This window comes from Caloramator proteoclasticus DSM 10124 (assembly GCF_900129265.1).
Taxonomy (GTDB): Bacteria; Bacillota; Clostridia; order Clostridiales; family Caloramatoraceae; genus Thermobrachium; species Thermobrachium proteoclasticum.
Map to the genome: position 1 here is coordinate 38,497 of NZ_FQVG01000003.1, position 19,307 is coordinate 57,803.

The 19,307-nt window shown below is 30.2% G+C and carries 15 protein-coding genes; 1 reads left to right on the plus strand and 14 read right to left on the minus strand.

Features of this window, described 5'->3' with window-relative positions; all coding sequences use genetic code 11:
- Positions 1-13: 13 nt before the first annotated feature.
- On the minus strand, positions 14-1,057 hold the full coding sequence (locus BUB63_RS01390; RefSeq protein WP_073247692.1) for an HD-GYP domain-containing protein: 1,044 nt from the start codon (positions 1,055-1,057) through the stop codon (positions 14-16).
- Between the two features lie 113 nt (positions 1,058-1,170).
- On the opposite strand from BUB63_RS01390, the gene BUB63_RS01395 reads away from it, so the two are divergent.
- A complete protein-coding gene (locus BUB63_RS01395; RefSeq protein ID WP_073247693.1) occupies positions 1,171-3,132 on the plus strand; it encodes an LTA synthase family protein in 1,962 nt (653 codons plus the stop codon).
- Positions 3,133-3,446: 314 nt separating this feature from the next.
- Here BUB63_RS01395 and BUB63_RS01400 read toward each other — a convergent pair whose 3' ends face one another.
- From BUB63_RS01400 to BUB63_RS01460, 13 genes are all read right to left on the minus strand, one after another.
- Positions 3,447-3,707: an HPr family phosphocarrier protein gene (locus BUB63_RS01400; protein WP_073247694.1), complete on the minus strand. Its 261-nt coding sequence runs from the start codon at positions 3,705-3,707 to the stop codon at positions 3,447-3,449.
- 14 nt (positions 3,708-3,721) lie between these two features.
- Positions 3,722-4,456 carry a glucosamine-6-phosphate deaminase gene (gene nagB, locus BUB63_RS01405; RefSeq protein ID WP_073247695.1) on the minus strand — a complete coding sequence of 245 codons (735 nt, stop codon included), beginning with the start codon at positions 4,454-4,456 and terminating at the stop codon, positions 3,722-3,724.
- A 16-nt stretch (positions 4,457-4,472) separates the two neighbouring features.
- Positions 4,473-5,609: an N-acetylglucosamine-6-phosphate deacetylase gene (gene nagA / locus BUB63_RS01410; protein WP_073247696.1), complete on the minus strand. Its 1,137-nt coding sequence runs from the start codon at positions 5,607-5,609 to the stop codon at positions 4,473-4,475.
- On the minus strand, positions 5,606-6,529 hold the full coding sequence (gene murQ, locus BUB63_RS01415) for an N-acetylmuramic acid 6-phosphate etherase (RefSeq protein ID WP_073247697.1): 924 nt from the start codon (positions 6,527-6,529) through the stop codon (positions 5,606-5,608). The genes nagA and murQ overlap by 4 nt, the downstream gene beginning before the upstream one ends.
- Positions 6,530-6,546: 17 nt before the next feature.
- A complete protein-coding gene (locus tag BUB63_RS01420; protein WP_073247698.1) occupies positions 6,547-7,629 on the minus strand; it encodes a DUF871 domain-containing protein in 1,083 nt (360 codons plus the stop codon).
- Positions 7,626-8,792 (minus strand): anhydro-N-acetylmuramic acid kinase AnmK, encoded by a 1,167-nt coding sequence (gene anmK, locus BUB63_RS01425; RefSeq protein ID WP_073247699.1) that lies wholly within the window; start codon positions 8,790-8,792, stop codon positions 7,626-7,628. Before anmK ends, BUB63_RS01420 begins: the two co-directional genes overlap by 4 nt.
- Positions 8,785-9,714 (minus strand): BadF/BadG/BcrA/BcrD ATPase family protein, encoded by a 930-nt coding sequence (locus BUB63_RS01430; protein WP_073247700.1) that lies wholly within the window; start codon positions 9,712-9,714, stop codon positions 8,785-8,787. Before BUB63_RS01430 ends, anmK begins: the two co-directional genes overlap by 8 nt.
- Positions 9,715-9,729: 15 nt before the next feature.
- Entirely contained in the window at positions 9,730-12,381 is a 2,652-nt protein-coding gene (locus tag BUB63_RS01435; protein WP_073247701.1) for a sigma-54-dependent transcriptional regulator, read from the minus strand.
- Positions 12,382-12,402: 21 nt separating this feature from the next.
- Complete coding sequence (locus BUB63_RS01440; RefSeq protein WP_073247702.1) at positions 12,403-12,699, minus strand: hypothetical protein; 297 nt, start codon at positions 12,697-12,699, stop codon at positions 12,403-12,405.
- 16 nt (positions 12,700-12,715) lie between these two features.
- On the minus strand, positions 12,716-13,024 hold the full coding sequence (locus tag BUB63_RS01445; RefSeq protein WP_073247703.1) for a PTS lactose/cellobiose transporter subunit IIA: 309 nt from the start codon (positions 13,022-13,024) through the stop codon (positions 12,716-12,718).
- A gap of 200 nt (positions 13,025-13,224) precedes the next feature.
- Positions 13,225-14,550: a PTS sugar transporter subunit IIC gene (locus BUB63_RS01450; protein WP_073247704.1), complete on the minus strand. Its 1,326-nt coding sequence runs from the start codon at positions 14,548-14,550 to the stop codon at positions 13,225-13,227.
- 26 nt (positions 14,551-14,576) lie between these two features.
- Positions 14,577-14,885, minus strand: a complete 309-nt coding sequence (locus BUB63_RS01455) for a PTS sugar transporter subunit IIB (RefSeq protein ID WP_073247705.1) — start codon at positions 14,883-14,885, stop codon at positions 14,577-14,579.
- Positions 14,886-15,032: 147 nt separating this feature from the next.
- Positions 15,033-19,055 carry a family 10 glycosylhydrolase gene (locus BUB63_RS01460; protein WP_073247706.1) on the minus strand — a complete coding sequence of 1,341 codons (4,023 nt, stop codon included), beginning with the start codon at positions 19,053-19,055 and terminating at the stop codon, positions 15,033-15,035.
- Positions 19,056-19,307: the final 252 nt, after the last annotated feature.

Consider the following 19,307-nt stretch of genomic DNA (forward strand, 5'->3'; position numbering starts at 1 on the left):
CCTGGGTGGCACTTTAGTTGAGTAAAGACACTATTCTTAAGTCCTTTCTATTCATTAAATCTATTAACTCATCTCCAACCTTTACAATTGGATATGAAACATTTTGTGGTGTAACGTAAACAATTTCGCCTGCTCGTCCATCACTTAAAATCACCTGCATTCCTATGTAATAGCTTGCAATGTTATGTAAAAAGGTCAATAAAATTTTTGTATCAAACTTAGTATATCCATCTAATTCAATTATCTTAAAGGCATCAAAGGGAGTCATCCTGCCCTTATAAACCCTCTCCTGCGTTAATGCATCATATACATCACATATGGAAATAATCTTTGCAAATAAATTTATCTTATCACCCTTTATTTTTAGAGGATATCCTGAACCATCTTCATTTTCGTGATGCATTAGTATTCCCTTTAATACTTCAAGGCTAATGCGAGTATCCTGCTTTGCTATTTCATAACCATACTGTGCGTGCTTTTTCATTATTTCAAATTCTTTTTGAGTAAGTGGACCCTTTTTATTTAATATTTCTTCTGGTATTTTAGCCTTTCCTAAATCGTGCATAACTGCCGCCTTTGTCAATTCTGTTATTACATCTTCTCTAAGTCCAAGCCATTTTCCAAGAAGCATACTGTAAAAGGCCACATTTAGACTATGATTATATGTGTATTCATCATAGGCTTTAAATGTTGATAAAAACTTAATCACATTATCCTTATTTTCCATTTCTAATTTTATATCATCTGCTATATTTGATATAACTCCATAGTCAAGCTTTTTACCTAAAGCTAAGTCACCTATTATATTTTTAACTGTATCAACATTTTTTGAATATTCCTTGCTTAAATTTTCAAAGGCAATATTTGATCTATCTAAATTTTCACTTTCAGAATAAATATGTATATTATTTATCCCTAAATTTCTTAGTTTGTTTATTATAAACTCATTTAAAACTGTTCCCTCTGTAACAATTACTGCTCCTGTTTCAGTAATTACATCTAATGCAACTTTATCACCAATGCAGCAGTCATTAATCTTTACAAATCTTTTTTTCAAGATACCAAACCCCTTTAAATTGAAAATATATGTAAGATAATTATAACATAAATTTTTATAATATATATATTTTTTTGTAATTTTAATTTATAATCATTTTAGGGGGGATTATAATGAGTGGTATAAATTTTGTAAAAAATCTATCGTATTATATATCTTCATTTTTATTTCTTGAAATTTTGTTTAAAATACTTACAAATATTCATTCCTTCAATTCTCTTTTTATCTATACAATAATCTTTTGCATTACTATCTCGGTATTTTTTTGTATTATATCTAATATATTTAATGAAAAAACAAGTTATATTATTTCTAAGATAATAGTTTTTATATTTTGCCTAATATTTGCAAGCCAATTTATATATTTTAAGATATTTAAAACATTTTATACATTATATTCTGCTGCAAACGCATCCCAAGTAATTGAATTTTGGAAAGATATATTCTTTATATTAGGTAAAAATCTACATTTTGTCTTTTTATTCTTTATTCCTTTTTTTGTTTTGATTTTCTTTAAAAAGTATATTATTTCATCTAATAAACTATCAAAATTAGAGGTAATATTCTTAGTATTGTTATTCTTTTTATCACAAATAATAAACTCTTTATATATATATACCTCAAAAGAAAGAAGAGAATTATTGCTTGAACTTAAAAACAATACTAATTCATCAACAGTCACAGCTCACAAATTAGGATTACTTGCTTCAGTTAATATGGATATAAAAAAATTTATTTTTAATAATAAAGCAAAATCTAAATCAATAGAAACGCTGAGTCAAAAAATAGAAGAGGAAGAGAACATACAAAAAACAAAAAACGAAAAGAAAGAAGAGAAAAAAGTTGAATATAATATGATGAATATTAATTTTGATGAGTTAATTTCAAAAGAAAAAAATGCAACATTAAAGCAAATGCATTCATACTTTAAGAATTTATCTCCAACAGAAAAAAACGATTATACAGGTAAATATAAGGGGTATAATCTCATATTTATTACTGCTGAAAGTCTCTCTCCTTATGCTTTAAATAAAGATTTAACTCCAACTTTATATAAACTCGTAAATGAAGGATATAGGTTCACTAACTTCTACAATCCTATTTGGGGTGTCAGTACAACTGATGGTGAATACGTTGCCTGTACAGGACTTATTCCTAAAGCTGGCATTTGGAGTTTTAAAGAATCCTCTAAAAACTATTTACCATTTGTAATGGGAAATCAATTTAAAAAACTTGGTTTTAAAACATTAGCATACCACAACCATACATATACATACTATAAAAGAAATCTATCCCATCCTAATATGGGATACATATATAAAGGAGTTGGCAATGGGCTTGATGTTAAAAAATCTTGGCCTGAGTCCGACCTCGAAATGATGGAAAAAACTATTCCAGAATATATAAATAGTGAGCCATTTCACGTATACTATATGACCGTTAGTGGGCATTTACGCTATTCCTTTTCTGGAAATGCAATGTCTATAAAAAACAAAAAGTTTGTAGAAAATTTAAATCTCTCTGATGAAGCAAAGGCATATATAGCCGCTCAAATAGAATTAGATAGAGCCTTAGAATATCTTTTAAACAAACTTGAAGAAAAAGATTTATTAAAAAGAACTTTAATTGTAATAAGCCCAGACCACTATCCATATGGTTTAAGTGAAGTAACAATAGACGAACTTGCTGGTCATAAGGTTGAGAAAAATTTTGAACTTTATAAAAGTACCCTTATAATATATACCAAAAATATTGAGCCTAAAGTTATAGACAAGCCCTGCTCAAGTCTTGATATTATACCAACCATATCTAACCTTTTAGGTTTAGAGTATGATTCAAGGCTTTTAATGGGAACTGATATATTTTCAAACTCTGAACCTCTTGTTATATTCCAAAATAAAAGTTTTATAACTGATAAAGGTAGGTATGATTCAATACAAAATAAATTTATACCTAATGAGGGTGTAAATGTAGATGATAATTATATAAAAAGAATTAAAAATATGGTTGATATTAAATTTTTCTTATCAGAAAAAATACTCGAACTTGATTATTATAGAAAATTATTTAATTAATAAAGGTCGGGCTAATACCCGACCTTCAGATTGTTGACAAACATGTTTGTTAGCTAAAATATGAAAAAGCCCCATGAAAGGATTTCAAAATGGCATATTTCATGAGCTTTAGCAATTATTGCTTTTCGACTTTGAAAAAGTCCGTAATTCGGCACAGGACGTGCCGAGCCGAGCGGCCATCAGGACGATGGCATCGCGAGGGTAGGACTTTTTCAAACAAAGAAAAGCTTAGAATTGCTTAGCGAAATGAATCGATGCCCAAGAAATCCTTCATGGGGCTAATCAATATATAACTTTTTCAACAGCCTGACCTTTTACTCATTCATATTCTCAACTAAATTTTTCATTGTCTCAACTGCTTCCCTTTCATCCTCGCCATCTGCCTTAATTACTATTTCATCTCCCTGCTTTACCGCGAGGCTAAGAAGCCCTAAAAGACTCTTTATATTAACTTCCTTATCTCCTTTTTTGAAGAATATATTGCTCTTAAACTTTTTAGATTCTGTTACAACTATTGTTGCTGGTCTTGCGTGAAGACCTGTTTTGTTTTGTACTATTGCCTTTGCCTCAACCATTTTGAACCCTCCATTTATTTAATATTAAGTTGGCTTGCTGCCTCTCTATCTAAAATTAAAGTTACATCAGGATGAAGCTGCAGTATTGATGCAGGTACATCTGGTGTTATAGGACCATTTACCATCTTTTCAATTATCTCTGCCTTCTCTTTACCTGATGCTAAAAGAACTATCTTTCTTGTATGCATTATTGTCTTTATTCCCATACTTATTGCCTTTGTTGGTACCTCTTCTATTGAATTAAAAAATCTTGAATTTGCCTTTATTGTATCCTCATCAAGCCTTACAAGATGTGTCTTTGCTTCAAATTTAACATCTGGTTCATTAAACCCAATATGACCATTTTTCCCTATTCCTAAAATCTGAAGGTCGATTCCTCCAGCCTTTTCTATTTTTTCTTCATATTCTATACATTCTTTTTCTATATCCTCTGCCCTTCCATCTGGAATGTTTATGTTATTTTTATCTATATCTACATACTTAAACAAGTGTTCCATCATATAAAAATAGTAGCTCTGTGGATTTTCTCTATCAAGTCCATAATACTCATCTAAATTAAATGTAACTACATCTTTAAAGCTAAACTTTCCTTCACGATACATTTTTACAATTTCCTTATACATACCAATAGGAGTTCCTCCTGTTGCAAACCCTATTACACTTCTTGGCTTTAATATTAGTTGGCTTGCAACAATGTCTGCTGCCTTTTTACTTAATTCATCATAGTTTTCTGTAACAATTATTCTCATAAAAACCCCTCCTATGCTATGCTGTAAATACAATTTTCCCCTCTTCTATTGTCAGCATAACATCTATATCTTCATTAAAAATTATAATATCTGCATCTTTTCCTTTTTGTATACTACCAATCCTACAATCTTCTTTAATTACCTTTGCTGGATTTAAAGATGCCATCCTAACAGCATCAACTATATTTATTCCCAATTTATTTACAACATTATACACAGCCCTGTTTAAAGTTAGAATACTTCCTGCCAGTGTACCATCCTCAAGCCTTGCAGAAGTTTTATCTACAAAAACCTTCTGACCTCCTAAATCATATATGCCTTCTTCCATACATCCTGCCCTCATTGAATCTGTTATTAAAACCACTTTGTCAATTCCTTTTATTTTAATTAATAACCTTAAAGCTTCAGGATGAACGTGGATAAGGTCCGCAATAACTTCACAGGTTATATCTGTATTAAATACAGCTCCAACAGCACCCGGTTCTCTATGATTAAAGGGACTCATTGCATTAAAGGTATGCGTTGCGTGGCTTATTCCCTTTTTTATTGCATTAACTGCAACTTCATAGTTGGCACTTGTATGTCCCATAGAAATAACTATGTCTTTAATTTTTGATATACTATCTATAAATTTAAATTCCTCATCTACTTCTGGTGCAACTGTTATTATCTTTATTACATCTATATAATCCATAATAAAATCATAGCTTGGAGGAATTATATACTTATCATCCTGTGCCCCTTTATATTTTTTGCTTATAAAGGGGCCTTCTAAATGCACTCCTAATACCTTCGCTCCCTTTACTTTATCTTTATTACTCTTTATATTTTCAAGTGCCATATATATTCTATCCCTTGACATAGTCATAGTCGTCGGTAAAAAGGCTGTAGTTCCACATTGTGCAAGTGTTTTACTTATATTTTGAAGTGCCTCAAAGTTTGCATCCATTGTATCACTTCCGCCTAAGCCGTGTATGTGTATGTCAATAAAACCTGGTGATACATAGTTACCTTTAGCATCTATTATTTCACAATCATTTTTATTTATTTTTTCTTCATCCACAATATCAACAATCTTTTCATCAAAAATCAAAGCTTTACCCTTAAGTATTTCACCTTCAGTTATTATTTTCCCATTGATTATTGCCTTCATTTTATCAGCCCTTCTTCATATTCTTTTAATGCCTTTACAATATATCCTCTGTTTTTTTCTAAAAGCCTCTTGGCTTCTTCCTTTGTAAGCCCGGTTTTTATCATAAGTATGCTAAGTTTTACATTATAATCTGTTTTATCTAAAATAGTTTCTATCACCAAATCATCTTCACCTGTTGCAATTTTAACTATTCTTTTTGCCCTCTCATATAGTTTTTTATTTGATGCCTGAACATCCACCATTAAATTTTGATAAACTTTACCAAGTTTTATCATTGTTCCGGTTGAAAGCATATTTAAAATCATTTTTTGAGCTGTTCCTGCCTTCATCCTTGTTGATCCCATTATAACTTCAGGTCCAACCTCAACCGATATTGCAACATCCGCATAGTCATTCATAATACTCTTTTTATTCATATTTACTGCAATTGTTAGTGCACCTATTTCCTTTGCATATTTCATTGCACCAATAACATAGGGAGTTCTTCCCGATGCTGCAATTCCACAAACAACATCCTTTCCATTTAAATTTTTTTCAATCATATCTTTTCTGCCAAGTTCCTCATCATCTTCCGCACCCTCAACAGCTTTAAACATTGCTGTATTTCCTCCAGCTATAACCCCCTGAACCAAGTCATAATCAACACCAAATGTTGGGGGACACTCTGAAGCATCTAATATACCAAGCCTTCCACTTGTACCAGCACCAACATATATTAATCTTCCACCCTCTAATAGCCTCTCTGCTATTAAATCAATTGCCTTTGCAATACTTTCCTTCTCCTTTTCAATTGCAAATGCCACCTTTTTATCCTCTTCATTAATCATAGTAACCATATCAAGTGTACTTACTCTATCTATATACTTTGTATTTGGATTTATTGATTCAGTTGTAAGATGTGCTAAGTTTATTTTGTCCATTGAATTCACTCCTAACATTAAAGTTCAAAACCAAATTTCTGCCAGGGTTCTATATAGTCTAATAAGAATAACTCTTCTTCCTTAATTCTTCCTACAACATTTGTCTTACCTGAATTTTTCATATCCTTTAATGCTATTTGTAACTCACCAGCATAATGTCCATATAGTGACGTATCAATCAATATATCTCCTCTCTTAATATCTGGTGTATTAAATGGTACAAACTCGTGTCCCTTATATTTAACTCTGCTCTGTGTAGATCTAATCATATATTCTGACACATCTCCACGGTTAAAGTGTAATTCTTCTAAAACTATTTTTCTTTCTACCTCAGGTATATCCTTAACAAGCTCTACCTCAAATTTAAGAATATCCCTATCAACTTTACTTAGTTGCCTCATCTCATCTTCAGAAGCAAAGCAGTTTGCAATTATGACATCATCAATTAATCCTGTTGCAAATAGATGCTTTGCTTGAATCTTTATTGGTAAATTTCTATGCATTTCTAATGTACATAGTCCTTCATTAACAGGCCAAGGCCCAAAAGTACTGTTGTTTGAAGATACAAAAGCGGCTGTCCTTATACCTAATTCTTTAAATTGTTTACTACACTTTACAAAGTGACTATAGCTTAAACCTGTATATCTATGGGGATAAAAGTTATGACATGCAATTAGATTTTCTAAATTTGGCTTGTAGCTTAAGATATTTTCAATGTACTTAGTGCCATTACTCATATTGATTTCAATTTTCAATCCATAAGGATTAAATGTCATAAGCGATTCTTCTAATCCACTAAATCCCATATCAAGTCTTATACCATATACATTGAGTTCTTTAAAAAAACTTAAATCCTTATAGCTGATTCCCAGCTCTCCGAAAACTCTTGGACTTACATCTGCTATTACATTCATTCCTAATCTATTGGCTTCATTTATGATTTCCTTAAAATCCTTTACTATTTTTTCTTTATCACCATTAACAGATAAAAGACAAGTAAAAACCCTATTAAAACCGTACTTTGCTGCTAAGTTTAAATACTCTATATTTTCCTGTAAACTGGCCTTTTCAGGATATATTGAAATTCCTAATTGTTTCATATATTATTCCCCCTAAAAAATTTTTTACTTGGTGTAATGTTCCCTAAAACAACTCTTTGTTTTGCTCCTGTTGCCCCTCTTACATTCGAACATATTCCATTTAATGTTTCATTTGCAAGTATAGCAAACGCAATTGCTTCTTTTGCATCTGAAGAAAATCCTAAATCCTCTAATATAAAAACCTTGCAGTTTGGCAATAAATTTTTTATCATACTAATTAAAGTTTTATTATAACTTCCACCACCACTTATGATTACTTCGTCAATATCGTATTTATCAAAAATAAACCTTTTATAGTTTTCATATATTGAATACGCTGTAAAGGCAGTTACCGTAGCTATAATATCAACATCTCTTTTATTTTTCCATTTAGTTAAAAGTTCATCAACAAATTGGCTACCAAACAATTCTCTCCCTGTAGTTTTAGGAGGTTTTTTTTGTATATATGGTATATCTAAAAGTTCTCTTAACATATTTTCAATTATTCTTCCCTGTGAAGCTAAATATCCATCTTTATCATATTTTACTCCCTTGAGTCTCTGTACAACTTCATCAATAATCATATTACCTGGCCCAGTATCAAAGGCAAGAATATCATCAACTGTACAATTTTTAGGTATTACAGTAACATTGCCTATTCCACCTATATTCTGTAGTGCTCTATTTCTATCCCCTTTAAATAATATGTAGTCTACATAAGGTACAAGTGGTGCACCTTGTCCTCCTGCTGCCATATCCATAACTCTAAAATTAGAAACAACTGTTGTTCCTGTCTCATAGGATATAACTGCTGGTTCTCCAATCTGAAGTGTTGATTTTATACTTTCTGCTTTGTCTGTTGGTATATGATATACAGTTTGCCCGTGTGAACCTATAAAATCTAATTTATGAATAGGGAAATTTGCTCTTTTGCATACCTCTTTTACTGCATCTGCAAATATATATCCTAATTTAAAATTTAAACTGCATATTAATTCAACATTAGACTCCTCTATTCTACAGCAACTTTTTATCTCTTTTTTTATAGAATCTGGCATATCTAAATTAACAAACTCTATTAGTTCAACTTCTGTATTCTCACCACTTCCCTTTATTTTAACAAGTGCTGCATCAATTCCATCTAATGATGTCCCTGACATAAGTCCTACAGCATATTTAAACATTACTATCACCAGCCAATTTACTATATTCCAAAAGAGCTAAATAAAATGCACCCTTTGATGATGGAACATCTTCATCTATTAAATCTACTTTCTTTAATTTTCTACTTAAAATCTTTTCAAAATTTTCTCTAACTATATCAACTTTTGTTAAGACACTACCTTTAATTCCAATCTTTACGTTATTAAACATATTTAGTTTATTTGCAACCATATATGTTATTTCTGATAAATCATTAGCAGCATCAATTAATATCTGTTTAGCGTATAGGTCATAACAACTGCTTTCTACTATAACTGGAACTAATGCAGCAATACTTGCCTTATCAGACTGATAAACAAAGTCTTTGATCTCTTCTACCCTTTTAATGTTTAATTTTTTCATTATATTTAATGTTAAAGGGCTCTCTTTACATCCCATATCATATTCGTTGACTGCTTTTTTTAAAGCCTTTAGTGCTATGTGATATCCACTTCCTTCATCACCTAAAATATGTCCCCATCCTCCGGCCCTTACAATTTCATTTTCTCTTTTGCCTATACTTATAGAACCTGTACCTGAAATAGTAATTATTCCATCTTCCCCTTTTAATAAAGACGCGTGTGCTATAACTGCATCATTTACTACTTTTGTCCTTACTTTAAAATAATCTTCTATTTTTTGTTTAATAATAATGCTATAATTTCCCACTTCAACTCCTGCTAAACCTGCACATATAAATATGCATCTAATCTCTCTATTTTTTTCATATACACCCTTTATACAGCCACCAATTGCTTCTATTATATTCTCTAATGCCTTTGTTTCATCAACCAACACATTTCCAAAACCTGTGACATTTTTAAAAATAACATCTCCATTCATACTAAAGGCTACTGCTTCAGTTTTAGTTCCTCCTCCATCTACACCTATGATATAATGCAAACTATCACCAGCCTCTTAGTTTAATATCATTTCTAAAATATTACACAAATCATCATCTGAAAAAATAATACTAAATTTTCTTTCTATAAAAGATAGGTTCTCTTTTAGATAGTCATAGATTTCAATATACTTATTTTTTATTAATTCTTTATTTTCACACTTCACTGTTTCCTCTTTGTTGATTAACTTTTCAATCAAACAACCTAAATGTATAATAATACCATTTAACTCATCCTCATCAATATGAATCTTAAAAGTCTTAAGTAAATTATCAAACATATTTACAATAAAATCTACCAAATCATCTGACTCATCAATTTGCAAATACTCCTTAAAAACTATAGTTAAATTTCTTTTAAACTCTTCACTTGAAGTTGTATAATTAATATATCCTTTATAATACTGCTCAAATAGTGAATCAAGTGAAATATACTTTATACCTTCAATTTCTATTTTAAACGGACTAACAATCGCTTCAATTTCAGAATTTTTTCTAAGTGCATTAATTGCTTTTAAAAATTCTGTTTTATCTTTAATAGCTAAGTTAACTACATCATATTTAGTTCTATCAAATTTTCGATAGATTAAATCCTTAATTTTTTGTGCAGTTCCTTCTCCAGTTGTACAAGCTGAAATTATAATGGGTTTATTTTTTGCACTAAACGTTTTTTCAGCTTCACCTATTTCTTTTTCTTCAGCCTTAAGTGAACTTACAATATCACTCAAACTTGCATTCATTAAAGCCATTCTTGTCGCTTTAATTGCCATAAGTGTAGTAACCATATCTACACATTCTACATCTATTCCTGTATTATTAGAAATCATTTTATCAAAATATCTCAATGAACCCATATCAACTAAAAGTAATGCACCTTTTCCTTCATTTTTCTCTTTTATTATTTCTTCAATCTTTTTTAGTGCATCCTCTGGCTTCATTGAAAGTGGCATATCAAAAGCTAATGCATGATTAGTGTTTAACAAATGATTTACTACCTCGACCATTGATGTGGCTGTGCTACTTCCATGCATTGCTACTAAAACTAATACCTTGCCACTATTTTCCTTTATTTCTGCTGCAAAAAACATTGCAATAAAACCTATTTCATCTAACGGAACCCTAACATTAAACTTTTCCTCTAACTTTTCAGCAAGAGTCATTGCAATCTTAAACTCCTGTGGATATTTTTCTCGTATTTCTTCTAACTTTGGATTCTCTATCATTTTATTTAATTTAACTCTATTTAAAAATGTATCAATATGTATGACTAATCCTAAGAATGTATTTTTTGAAATTTTTCTCTTTAACTTATACTCCGCCAAAGGTATAAATGATTTTATAAATTCGAATAAATCGTTATTTATTAATCTTTTGACTTCTTCATCTTCATTTCTTAAATTGATATTCTTTAAATATTTATTTATATATTGTTCAACTTCATTTGAAACAATATTTTTTATTTCATTTGTTTCTAATCCCTTAGATTTAAAATACGAAGTTCTTTTTTCCATAAACTCATAAATATTTTGTGATAGAGTATATTTATCATCCTCAATAAAGTCTTTTGATATTTCATTTGTTTTTATTTTTAATTTTCTCATATTTATTTTGCTTGCAACAAGTAAACCTGCTTTTACCTTTTCGTTAAAATCATCAAGTGTAACATTTAAAACATCTCCACCAAACATACTTCTTATATAGGCCTTTGCACAAGCAATTTGTATATCACTCTTAAGTTCACCTATATTATTTAAGCAGTCGTAGTTTAATAGGGCAGTAATTGCATCCTGTTCCACTTCTATTTTTCTATTTATCCTTTTTGATTCTTCTTCAAAGAAATTTTTTATTAACTCAAATCTTTCTTCAATTGGTCTTTCTCTTAAAGGAGGAAGTGAAATAATAACTGGAATTCTTCTTACAAATGTTTTAAGAAGAGTTGATTCTATATTTTCTGTTGTAGCCGCAATTATCATTACATTTATAGGTATCTCCTGAGTTGAGCCTAATTTTACATATCTTCCTTCATCTATTAATGTGAAAAGCATCTCCTGCCCCTCTGGTGGAAGTCTATGTACTTCATCAAGAAACAATATACCATCTCTTGCTTTTTCAATTATTCCATCTCTGTCCTCTGTAGCTCCTGTATATGCACCTTTTTTTACACCAAATAAATAGGATATAAGAAGCTGTGGATTATTTGCATAGTCTGCACAGTTAAAGATTGCAAATTTATTACTATCATTTATCATCTTTGACTCTACAGCATATTTAAACATTATCTTTGCAAAATAAGATTTTCCAACCCCAGTTTCTCCAACTATTAAAGTATGCAATCCCTTTGGTGGATAAACAATAGCAGCCTTTGCTAACGAAATTTGATTTTTTAAACTTCCATTATTTCCAATAATGGTATCAAATACAGAAAGACTTTTATTAACTTCTTCTTTTATTAATTTTTCTTCATTTACAAAGTATCTTACTGGCCTTCCTGATGATTTTTTAATACTTCCTTCATTAACAAGTCTACTAAATTCTCTTACTACATTACTTCTTTGCATATTCATTATTTGAGCTATTTCCTGTGCAGTTACCCCAATTACTTTCCCTGTTTGCTTTTTTTGTTTTATACATTCTTCCTTAATGACATCGTATACCTTTTTATATTTCACACTAATCCCGCCTTATAAAATTTATTTATTTTTTTTATTTGCTATCTTTACAATACCTTTGTATTCATCCTTTTCTAACATCTGTCTTGTAATCTCAAAAAACATAATACACAATACAGAAGATACAATCAACAATATGTTCCAAATAACGGGATTAATTTTATTGAATAAAAAGCTTGGGACTATTAATACTAAAAATGCTGAAAAACCTATAATCCATCTATTCAGTTTTATTTTTTTCATTATATAATTAGTAAATTTAACCGAACCTACAATTAAAGCTATGAAAAAGATTATATAAAACAGTTTTGAAGGCATCTATATCTCCTCCATACTACTTTTTCTCTTCTAATTTTTTACACAAGTTTACGATTTGTTCTATTAAATTTTTTTCTGAAATTGCAGTCATTAAATGGTCTTGTGCATGAACCATAAGTAAATTCATCTGTAGATTTTCACCATTTATTTCAGCCTGAATAAGCTTTGTCTGAGTATTGTGAGCAATATCTAATTCCTCTTGAGCCTTTGCAAGTAATTCTTCAGCCTCTTTAATATTTCCCTCTTGGGCCTTTTTAACAGCTTCAAAGGCATATGCTCTGGCATTTCCTCCATGTGATATTATTTCAAAGATTTCATTTTCCATAAATAACCCTCCAATCTGCGATTTTAAAATTGAGTCATTAATTTAAAATTAAATTTTTCTATAAGATTTGTTGTATGAATTGAATATAAAATTTAATTCATACAACAAATCTAACTTGATTGGTAAATATTAGAGTTATGCTAAACATTTCTCTAATATTTTTTATATATGCACCAGGGTCAAACCCTGGTGCTTAAGTTTTACATATTTAAAGTTGATTCAGTAGCTGCAATTTGAGCCTTTTCTTCCTCAATCATTTTCTTTTCATATACCTTAAAGAATGGATAATAAATTACCATTGAAATTAAAATGTTTATTATTACCAAAATAACAGCTGATATACTACCATTTGTTGCGAAATATGCTCCAATTGGTGCCGGAAGTGTCCAAGGTGCATTTATTGCAAATCTTCCAACGATACCTATTGATACAGCAATATAAGAAATTATACCTATTACAAGTGGTGCAACTATAAATGGTATTGCAAGGATTGGGTTCATTACTAATGGTACACCAAACATCATTGGTTCATTGATATTAAATATTGCTGGTATTATTGAGAATCTACCAACCTTCTTTAGATATTCAGATTTTGAGAAGCATAGTAAAATTGCAAGTCCTAAAGTCGCTCCTGCACCTCCAATCCATACAAGCCATTGGAAGAATTGTTCTGGTGCAATATTTGGAAGTGGTTGTCCAGCTGCAAGTGCTGCTGCATTTTCTTCTAATAAAACTAACCAAATTGGTCTAAGTACTGAACCTATAACTGACGCTCCGTGAATACCTGCTGACCACAATAATGTAATAAGGAAAATTGGAACAAGTACACCCCAAATTGAGTTACCAGCCACACCCTTTACTGGTGCAAAGATATCCATAATGAATTTTTGTATATCAAAATTTAACCATACTCTTATAAACCATAGTACAACAATAATAACTGCTGCTGGTATTAATGCTTCAAAGGATCTTGAAACTGACTCTGGAACTTGTTCTGGCATTTTTAATGTAACATTGTATTTCTTTAAAATTCTTAAAACTTCAACTGCAAATATCATAGCAAGAATCGCTGCAAACATACCAGCTCCACCTAAATTACCCATAGGTAGTGCCCAACCTATTGGATTTGCACCTTGTATACCTGCTTCTGCTGCCTTCTTTAAAACACCATCAACATTCACTGGAATAGTCATCATCAAAAATGCTGCTAAGGAAAGAACTCCACCTGATACTCCGTCTAATTTATATGACTTTGCTAAGCTATATCCCATACCATATGCCGCGTATAGAGCCATAAGTCCCATTGTCATTCTAAATGGTATAAGTATTTTCCCCACATTAGGTGCAACAGCATCTGCCCAAGATTTAACTGGTGGAAATGCAATAATCAAGAAAAAGCTACCAACTATAATTAATGATAATGTTGAGATAATACCGTCTCTTATTGCTCTTAAATGTCTTTGTTCTGCCAGTCTTGCCATAGGAGGCATAAACTTTTCTTCAATCCATTTCAAAAACTTTTCCATTCTTTTTTCCCCCTCTTAATTATTTTTTATTTAGAATATTTTTTAATCTGTTCTAATACCTTTGGAGCCCCTATTGGAGTATATCCAGTTGGAACAATTAATTCTATTGGAACATTTGCATTAGCAGCTTGTTCTTTAAATACATCCATTCTATGTTTTACTTGTGGTGCTACTATTGCTAAATCATATCCCCCTGTCTTTAGCTCATCTTCGAATTCACCTGTTCCAACAGCTTTAATTTCAAGTGGAAAGTTTTGTTTGTCTGCTTCTTGTTTTATTGCCTTTACTACTATGGCACTTGACATTCCCCCTGAACAAACCATCAATACTTTCATCATCTTCCCTCCTATCTAAATTTTTTCATTTATACATAAGCAAATAGCGTGCCAAGTTGTAAATATATTGTATCTACTATACTTTGTAAGGTAGTGTATCAAAATCAAATTATTTGATACACTACCTTAATTAATAGTTGATACTAATTAAATGTTATCTTTCTTCTTTCTAATTAAAAGTAATGATATACCACATAAAATTAATACAAAACTTATTAAAACCAATATATTTGCATCTAATAATTGTCCTGTTTTAGGTAAATTTTCAATAGATTCATTTTGATTATTTTGTTCATTGTTTTTATCACTTTCTTCTGTATTTTTATTATCTTTATTCTTTAGTTCTAATAACTTTTCTTCAAGTGCAATCAGTTTATTAAGATTTACAATATTTGAATCATTATTTGCTATATTTACTAAGCTTCTTGCATTTTTTATAGCGTCTTCATCTTCTAAAGTCAAATTCTCAACATCTGGCAATGAAGCTATCGCATCTATTGCAGCTTGTTCTTTTGCATATTGGTTTGCCTGTTCTTCTGATACCTTTGAATCAATAAATTTTCTCATTGCTGCCTTCAGCTCATCAGTTGTACTTTCAATTAGATCTTTATCTAAATTTTCATCTTTTAAAATGTTAACAGCCTTATCAATTACAATTCTAAATTTAGCTTTTGAACCCTCTAAATAATTTCCTTGTTTTTTTCCTTCATCTGCACTATTAAACAAATCTTCAGACATTAAAATTAAAAGCTTTAAAGGATTATTTTCTTGATTGTTAGTTTGATTGTACACATTAACAAGCTCAACGTTAGTATAATAAGTCATTAGTATCTTATCATATGTCCATCCTTTATCTGATAAGCCCTTTGCTCCATATTGACTCATTCCTACTCCATGTCCGTTTCCTCCACCATAGAAAACAACACTAATTAAATTATTATTTTCATCTTTAATCGTATCGAATGTAAAGAAGGCAGATGGTAATATACTATAATTCTTTAATGAACTTGCATTATAGTCTTGTGATCCTCCTGTTGCCCTATATAAAATTACATCACTCCCCTTTGTATCTACTGCTCTTGGTCTTATGATAAATCTTATATTAAATTCTTTAACTATCTTATACGTTCCAGTAGTACCTACAATAACAAGTTCTGTTATATTGCCTCCTTCTCCACGTTTAGCGACATACATATTTAGTATTTCACCTGTTCCTTCTTCAGGTATTGGTTTGCTTATAAAGTTTCCATCTGAATCTTTAGTAAGTATAAATTGTGGATCAGCTTCATACCTTAACTTTATATTAGAATTTATTGTGTTTTGTAATTCTTGTTTACTCAAGCTTAGTTTCCATCTAAACCATGCTGAATCAGAATCATACGCCCTTAATGATATATTTTTATAAAACTCCGAAATTTCCTTTTCATCTTGTGTATTAATAGTTAATAATTTTGTATTATCTTGTGGATCAAATGTATAACTTCTGCCTATCAAATATGGAACTCGAATTCCTGGGAACATATTAGAGACTGGTTCTGACCATACTTCATGTTTTGCTGCACTATACCCTCCTGAAGTTGAATAATACCTTGCATCAACAAGTTGATCTCCATTTTTCATAACCATTCCTTTTGTTTCATTTACTGCTTGAGTAGCTGTTGGATTCTCGGGAGTATTGTTATATACTTGGCTTAACGTACTATCATCTACATGAAATCCTCTATCTGCAAATCTGCTGCTAAAATAATCTCCTAATGCATATGTTCTTGCTGCTACTGCTTGTGCCTTTAATGCTTCTAATCCAAATGATGCTGGCATTTCACTTGGTACAACCTGATATAAATACTTTTCAATTTGTATTTCATTTATTAAATTTAGTTTATCACCATTTTTAGATAGAGTAATTTCTAATGTTCCTCTGTAGGAAGGATTAAATACGGGGCTTCCTCTTCTTAATGTCGTAACAGTTATTTTTTCATCTTCATTAATAGGTTCAGCATATAATCTATTCAAAGTTTTATAAATTAAATTTCCGTTCTTGTATACTGAAATTTTCCCTTCTTCAACTTTGAAACTTATTAAATCATTATTTAATATATCAAAGCTAACATTGCTTTTTTTATCTATTAACTTAAATCCACTTGATGCCTTCATTTCAATATTTAAATAATCAAGCAAATTAATATCTGCTGGATTGTTTACATCACTTCTTATTCCAATTCTTATCTTATCTATTTTTGTTTCTCCATCAATTATTATCAAATCAACTTGATTATTCTTATTTAAATATAAAGTTACATTTTCAGCTCCAACCATAACATCTGATAAACTTTTTTCTATAACTTTATTATCAAGAATTTGATATACAAGTACATCTTGTGCTATATCAAGATATCCTCTATATTCAAGTTCAATTTTATTATTAATTATATCCTTCAGCATTATCTTTTCTTTTATATACTGCACCTTAGGATAGAATACTAATTCTGGCCTGCTTTCATTATGCAACCTATCAAATGCTGTTACAGCATATACATATTGTTTATTTTTATCTGCTGAATTATCAATATAGGAATATTCCTCTTTATTGTTATCTCTTCTTACTATTCCAATAACATTGGATGGATTTTCTATATTTCCAAGGCTTTTTCCCTCAAATCTATATACTGCATAATATGTTGAATCATTGTTAAAATCATCTTTCCATAATACCTCTATTTTGTTTTCGCCTAATAATTTATATGAAACATTTTGTACTTTATTTGGTGCCTTATCATCAATCCACGGCATAGCAGGTACAAATGCTTTTGTTTTAAAATAGTCATTCTTTATCTTGTCTGTATCACCTAAATTATTTAATCTTAATTGTTTTAAACTAAAGAACGAGCTACCCTTTACCTCGTTATATAATAAATTAAATTTAAGCTGATTTCCAATTTCTTCAGGATTCTTCCAATCGTTATCATTTGAATTTATTTTATAATTCGCATGTCCTATATATAAGTGACAATTTGTACCCTTTACAACATCTGCCCACCAATCTACAAGTTCTCCATATGGTGCAGCCGTAGTTCCAAAAGCCCAGTAAATTTGAGGAGTAATATAATCAATCCAGCCCTCTTTAACCCATTTCCTTGTATCAGCATATATATCATCATAGCTTGCTGATGAAGTAATTGGTGTATGTGAACCTACACCTTCAGCACTACCTTCTGGATGCTTATCATAATGTCCCCAAATACCGAATGGACTAATACCAAACTTAACATAAGGCTTCTTTTCTTTTATTGCTTTTGATACTTCCTTTATTAATGTATTAACATTATTTCTTCTCCAATCTTTTATATCAGTAAAACCTTGTCCATATTTTTGGAAGGTTTCTAAGTCTTCATTAGCATCACCAAAGTAATACGTTACTCCATTTCTTGTTACTTTATATGGGTAAAAATAATCATCAAAATGAATTGCATCTACATCATACTTTTGAACAACTTCAACTATACTTTCTTTTATATAATTAATTACTTCAGGTTCCCCAGGGTTTAATAAAAGTTTACCATCAAACTTTAATACATATTGAGGATGCATTTTAGCCCAGTTATTATCTGCTAAAGTAGCTAAAATTTCATCTATAGTTTTATTAGGTTCATATGTATTTGTAACTCTGTATGGATTAAACCAAGCATGAAACTCCATATTTCTTTCGTGTGTAACTTTTATCATCCATTCTAATGGATCCCAGCCAGGGTCTTTTCCTTGCACACCTGTTAGATATTCTGACCATGGATTTAAATCTGATTTATAAAATGCGTCTAACTTTGGTCTTACTTGAACTGTAATTGCATTAAAGTTCAATTCTTCAAATTCATCTAAAATCTTAAGATATTCTTGTTTAAATTCTTCTTCAGTTAAACCTGGTCTACTTGGAAAATCTAAATTTGTAACTGTTGATACCCAAGCTGTTCTAAACTGCCTTTTAAGTTGCTGATAATATTTAGGTATATAAACATTTTGTTGGTGAATTTGAATAGGTGTTTGAGTACCATATTTATATAATGGTACTACTTCACCTTCGAAAGCCTTTACTTTATACTGTCCTAAATTTAATACGGAAAAAAACATTAAAAATGCCATTAACCTTGAAAGAAGTCTAATTTTCACCTTACTCATTATCTTCCCCCCTCAACAGATTTGACATTTATAAAGCAAATATCATACCAAAATTTATATAATTTAAAAATTATTGTTTTACAAGGAAAATAATATTGTTAATGAGTCTATTGATACATTTATAATTTATCTTTTGATACAATTAGCTCTTAATTTTTAATTTTATAACTAAATAAATAGTGATTTTGTGTATTAATGTATATTTTTATAAATACTTTGATACACAAAATCACTTAGATTCCTATTAATAAA

Coding starts and splice junctions, on each gene's coding strand:
- BUB63_RS01395 (WP_073247693.1), top strand. CDS start 1,171: ATGAGTGGTATAAATTTTGTAAAAAATCTATCGTATTATATATCTTCA.
- BUB63_RS01400 (WP_073247694.1), bottom strand. CDS start 3,707: ATGGTTGAGGCAAAGGCAATAGTACAAAACAAAACAGGTCTTCACGCA.
- nagB (WP_073247695.1), bottom strand. CDS start 4,456: ATGAGAATAATTGTTACAGAAAACTATGATGAATTAAGTAAAAAGGCA.
- nagA (WP_073247696.1), bottom strand. CDS start 5,609: ATGAAGGCAATAATCAATGGGAAAATAATAACTGAAGGTGAAATACTT.
- murQ (WP_073247697.1), bottom strand. CDS start 6,529: ATGGACAAAATAAACTTAGCACATCTTACAACTGAATCAATAAATCCA.
- BUB63_RS01420 (WP_073247698.1), bottom strand. CDS start 7,629: ATGAAACAATTAGGAATTTCAATATATCCTGAAAAGGCCAGTTTACAG.
- anmK (WP_073247699.1), bottom strand. CDS start 8,792: ATGTTTAAATATGCTGTAGGACTTATGTCAGGGACATCATTAGATGGA.
- BUB63_RS01440 (WP_073247702.1), bottom strand. CDS start 12,699: ATGCCTTCAAAACTGTTTTATATAATCTTTTTCATAGCTTTAATTGTA.
- BUB63_RS01445 (WP_073247703.1), bottom strand. CDS start 13,024: ATGGAAAATGAAATCTTTGAAATAATATCACATGGAGGAAATGCCAGA.
- BUB63_RS01450 (WP_073247704.1), bottom strand. CDS start 14,550: ATGGAAAAGTTTTTGAAATGGATTGAAGAAAAGTTTATGCCTCCTATG.
- BUB63_RS01455 (WP_073247705.1), bottom strand. CDS start 14,885: ATGAAAGTATTGATGGTTTGTTCAGGGGGAATGTCAAGTGCCATAGTA.
- BUB63_RS01460 (WP_073247706.1), bottom strand. CDS start 19,055: ATGAGTAAGGTGAAAATTAGACTTCTTTCAAGGTTAATGGCATTTTTA.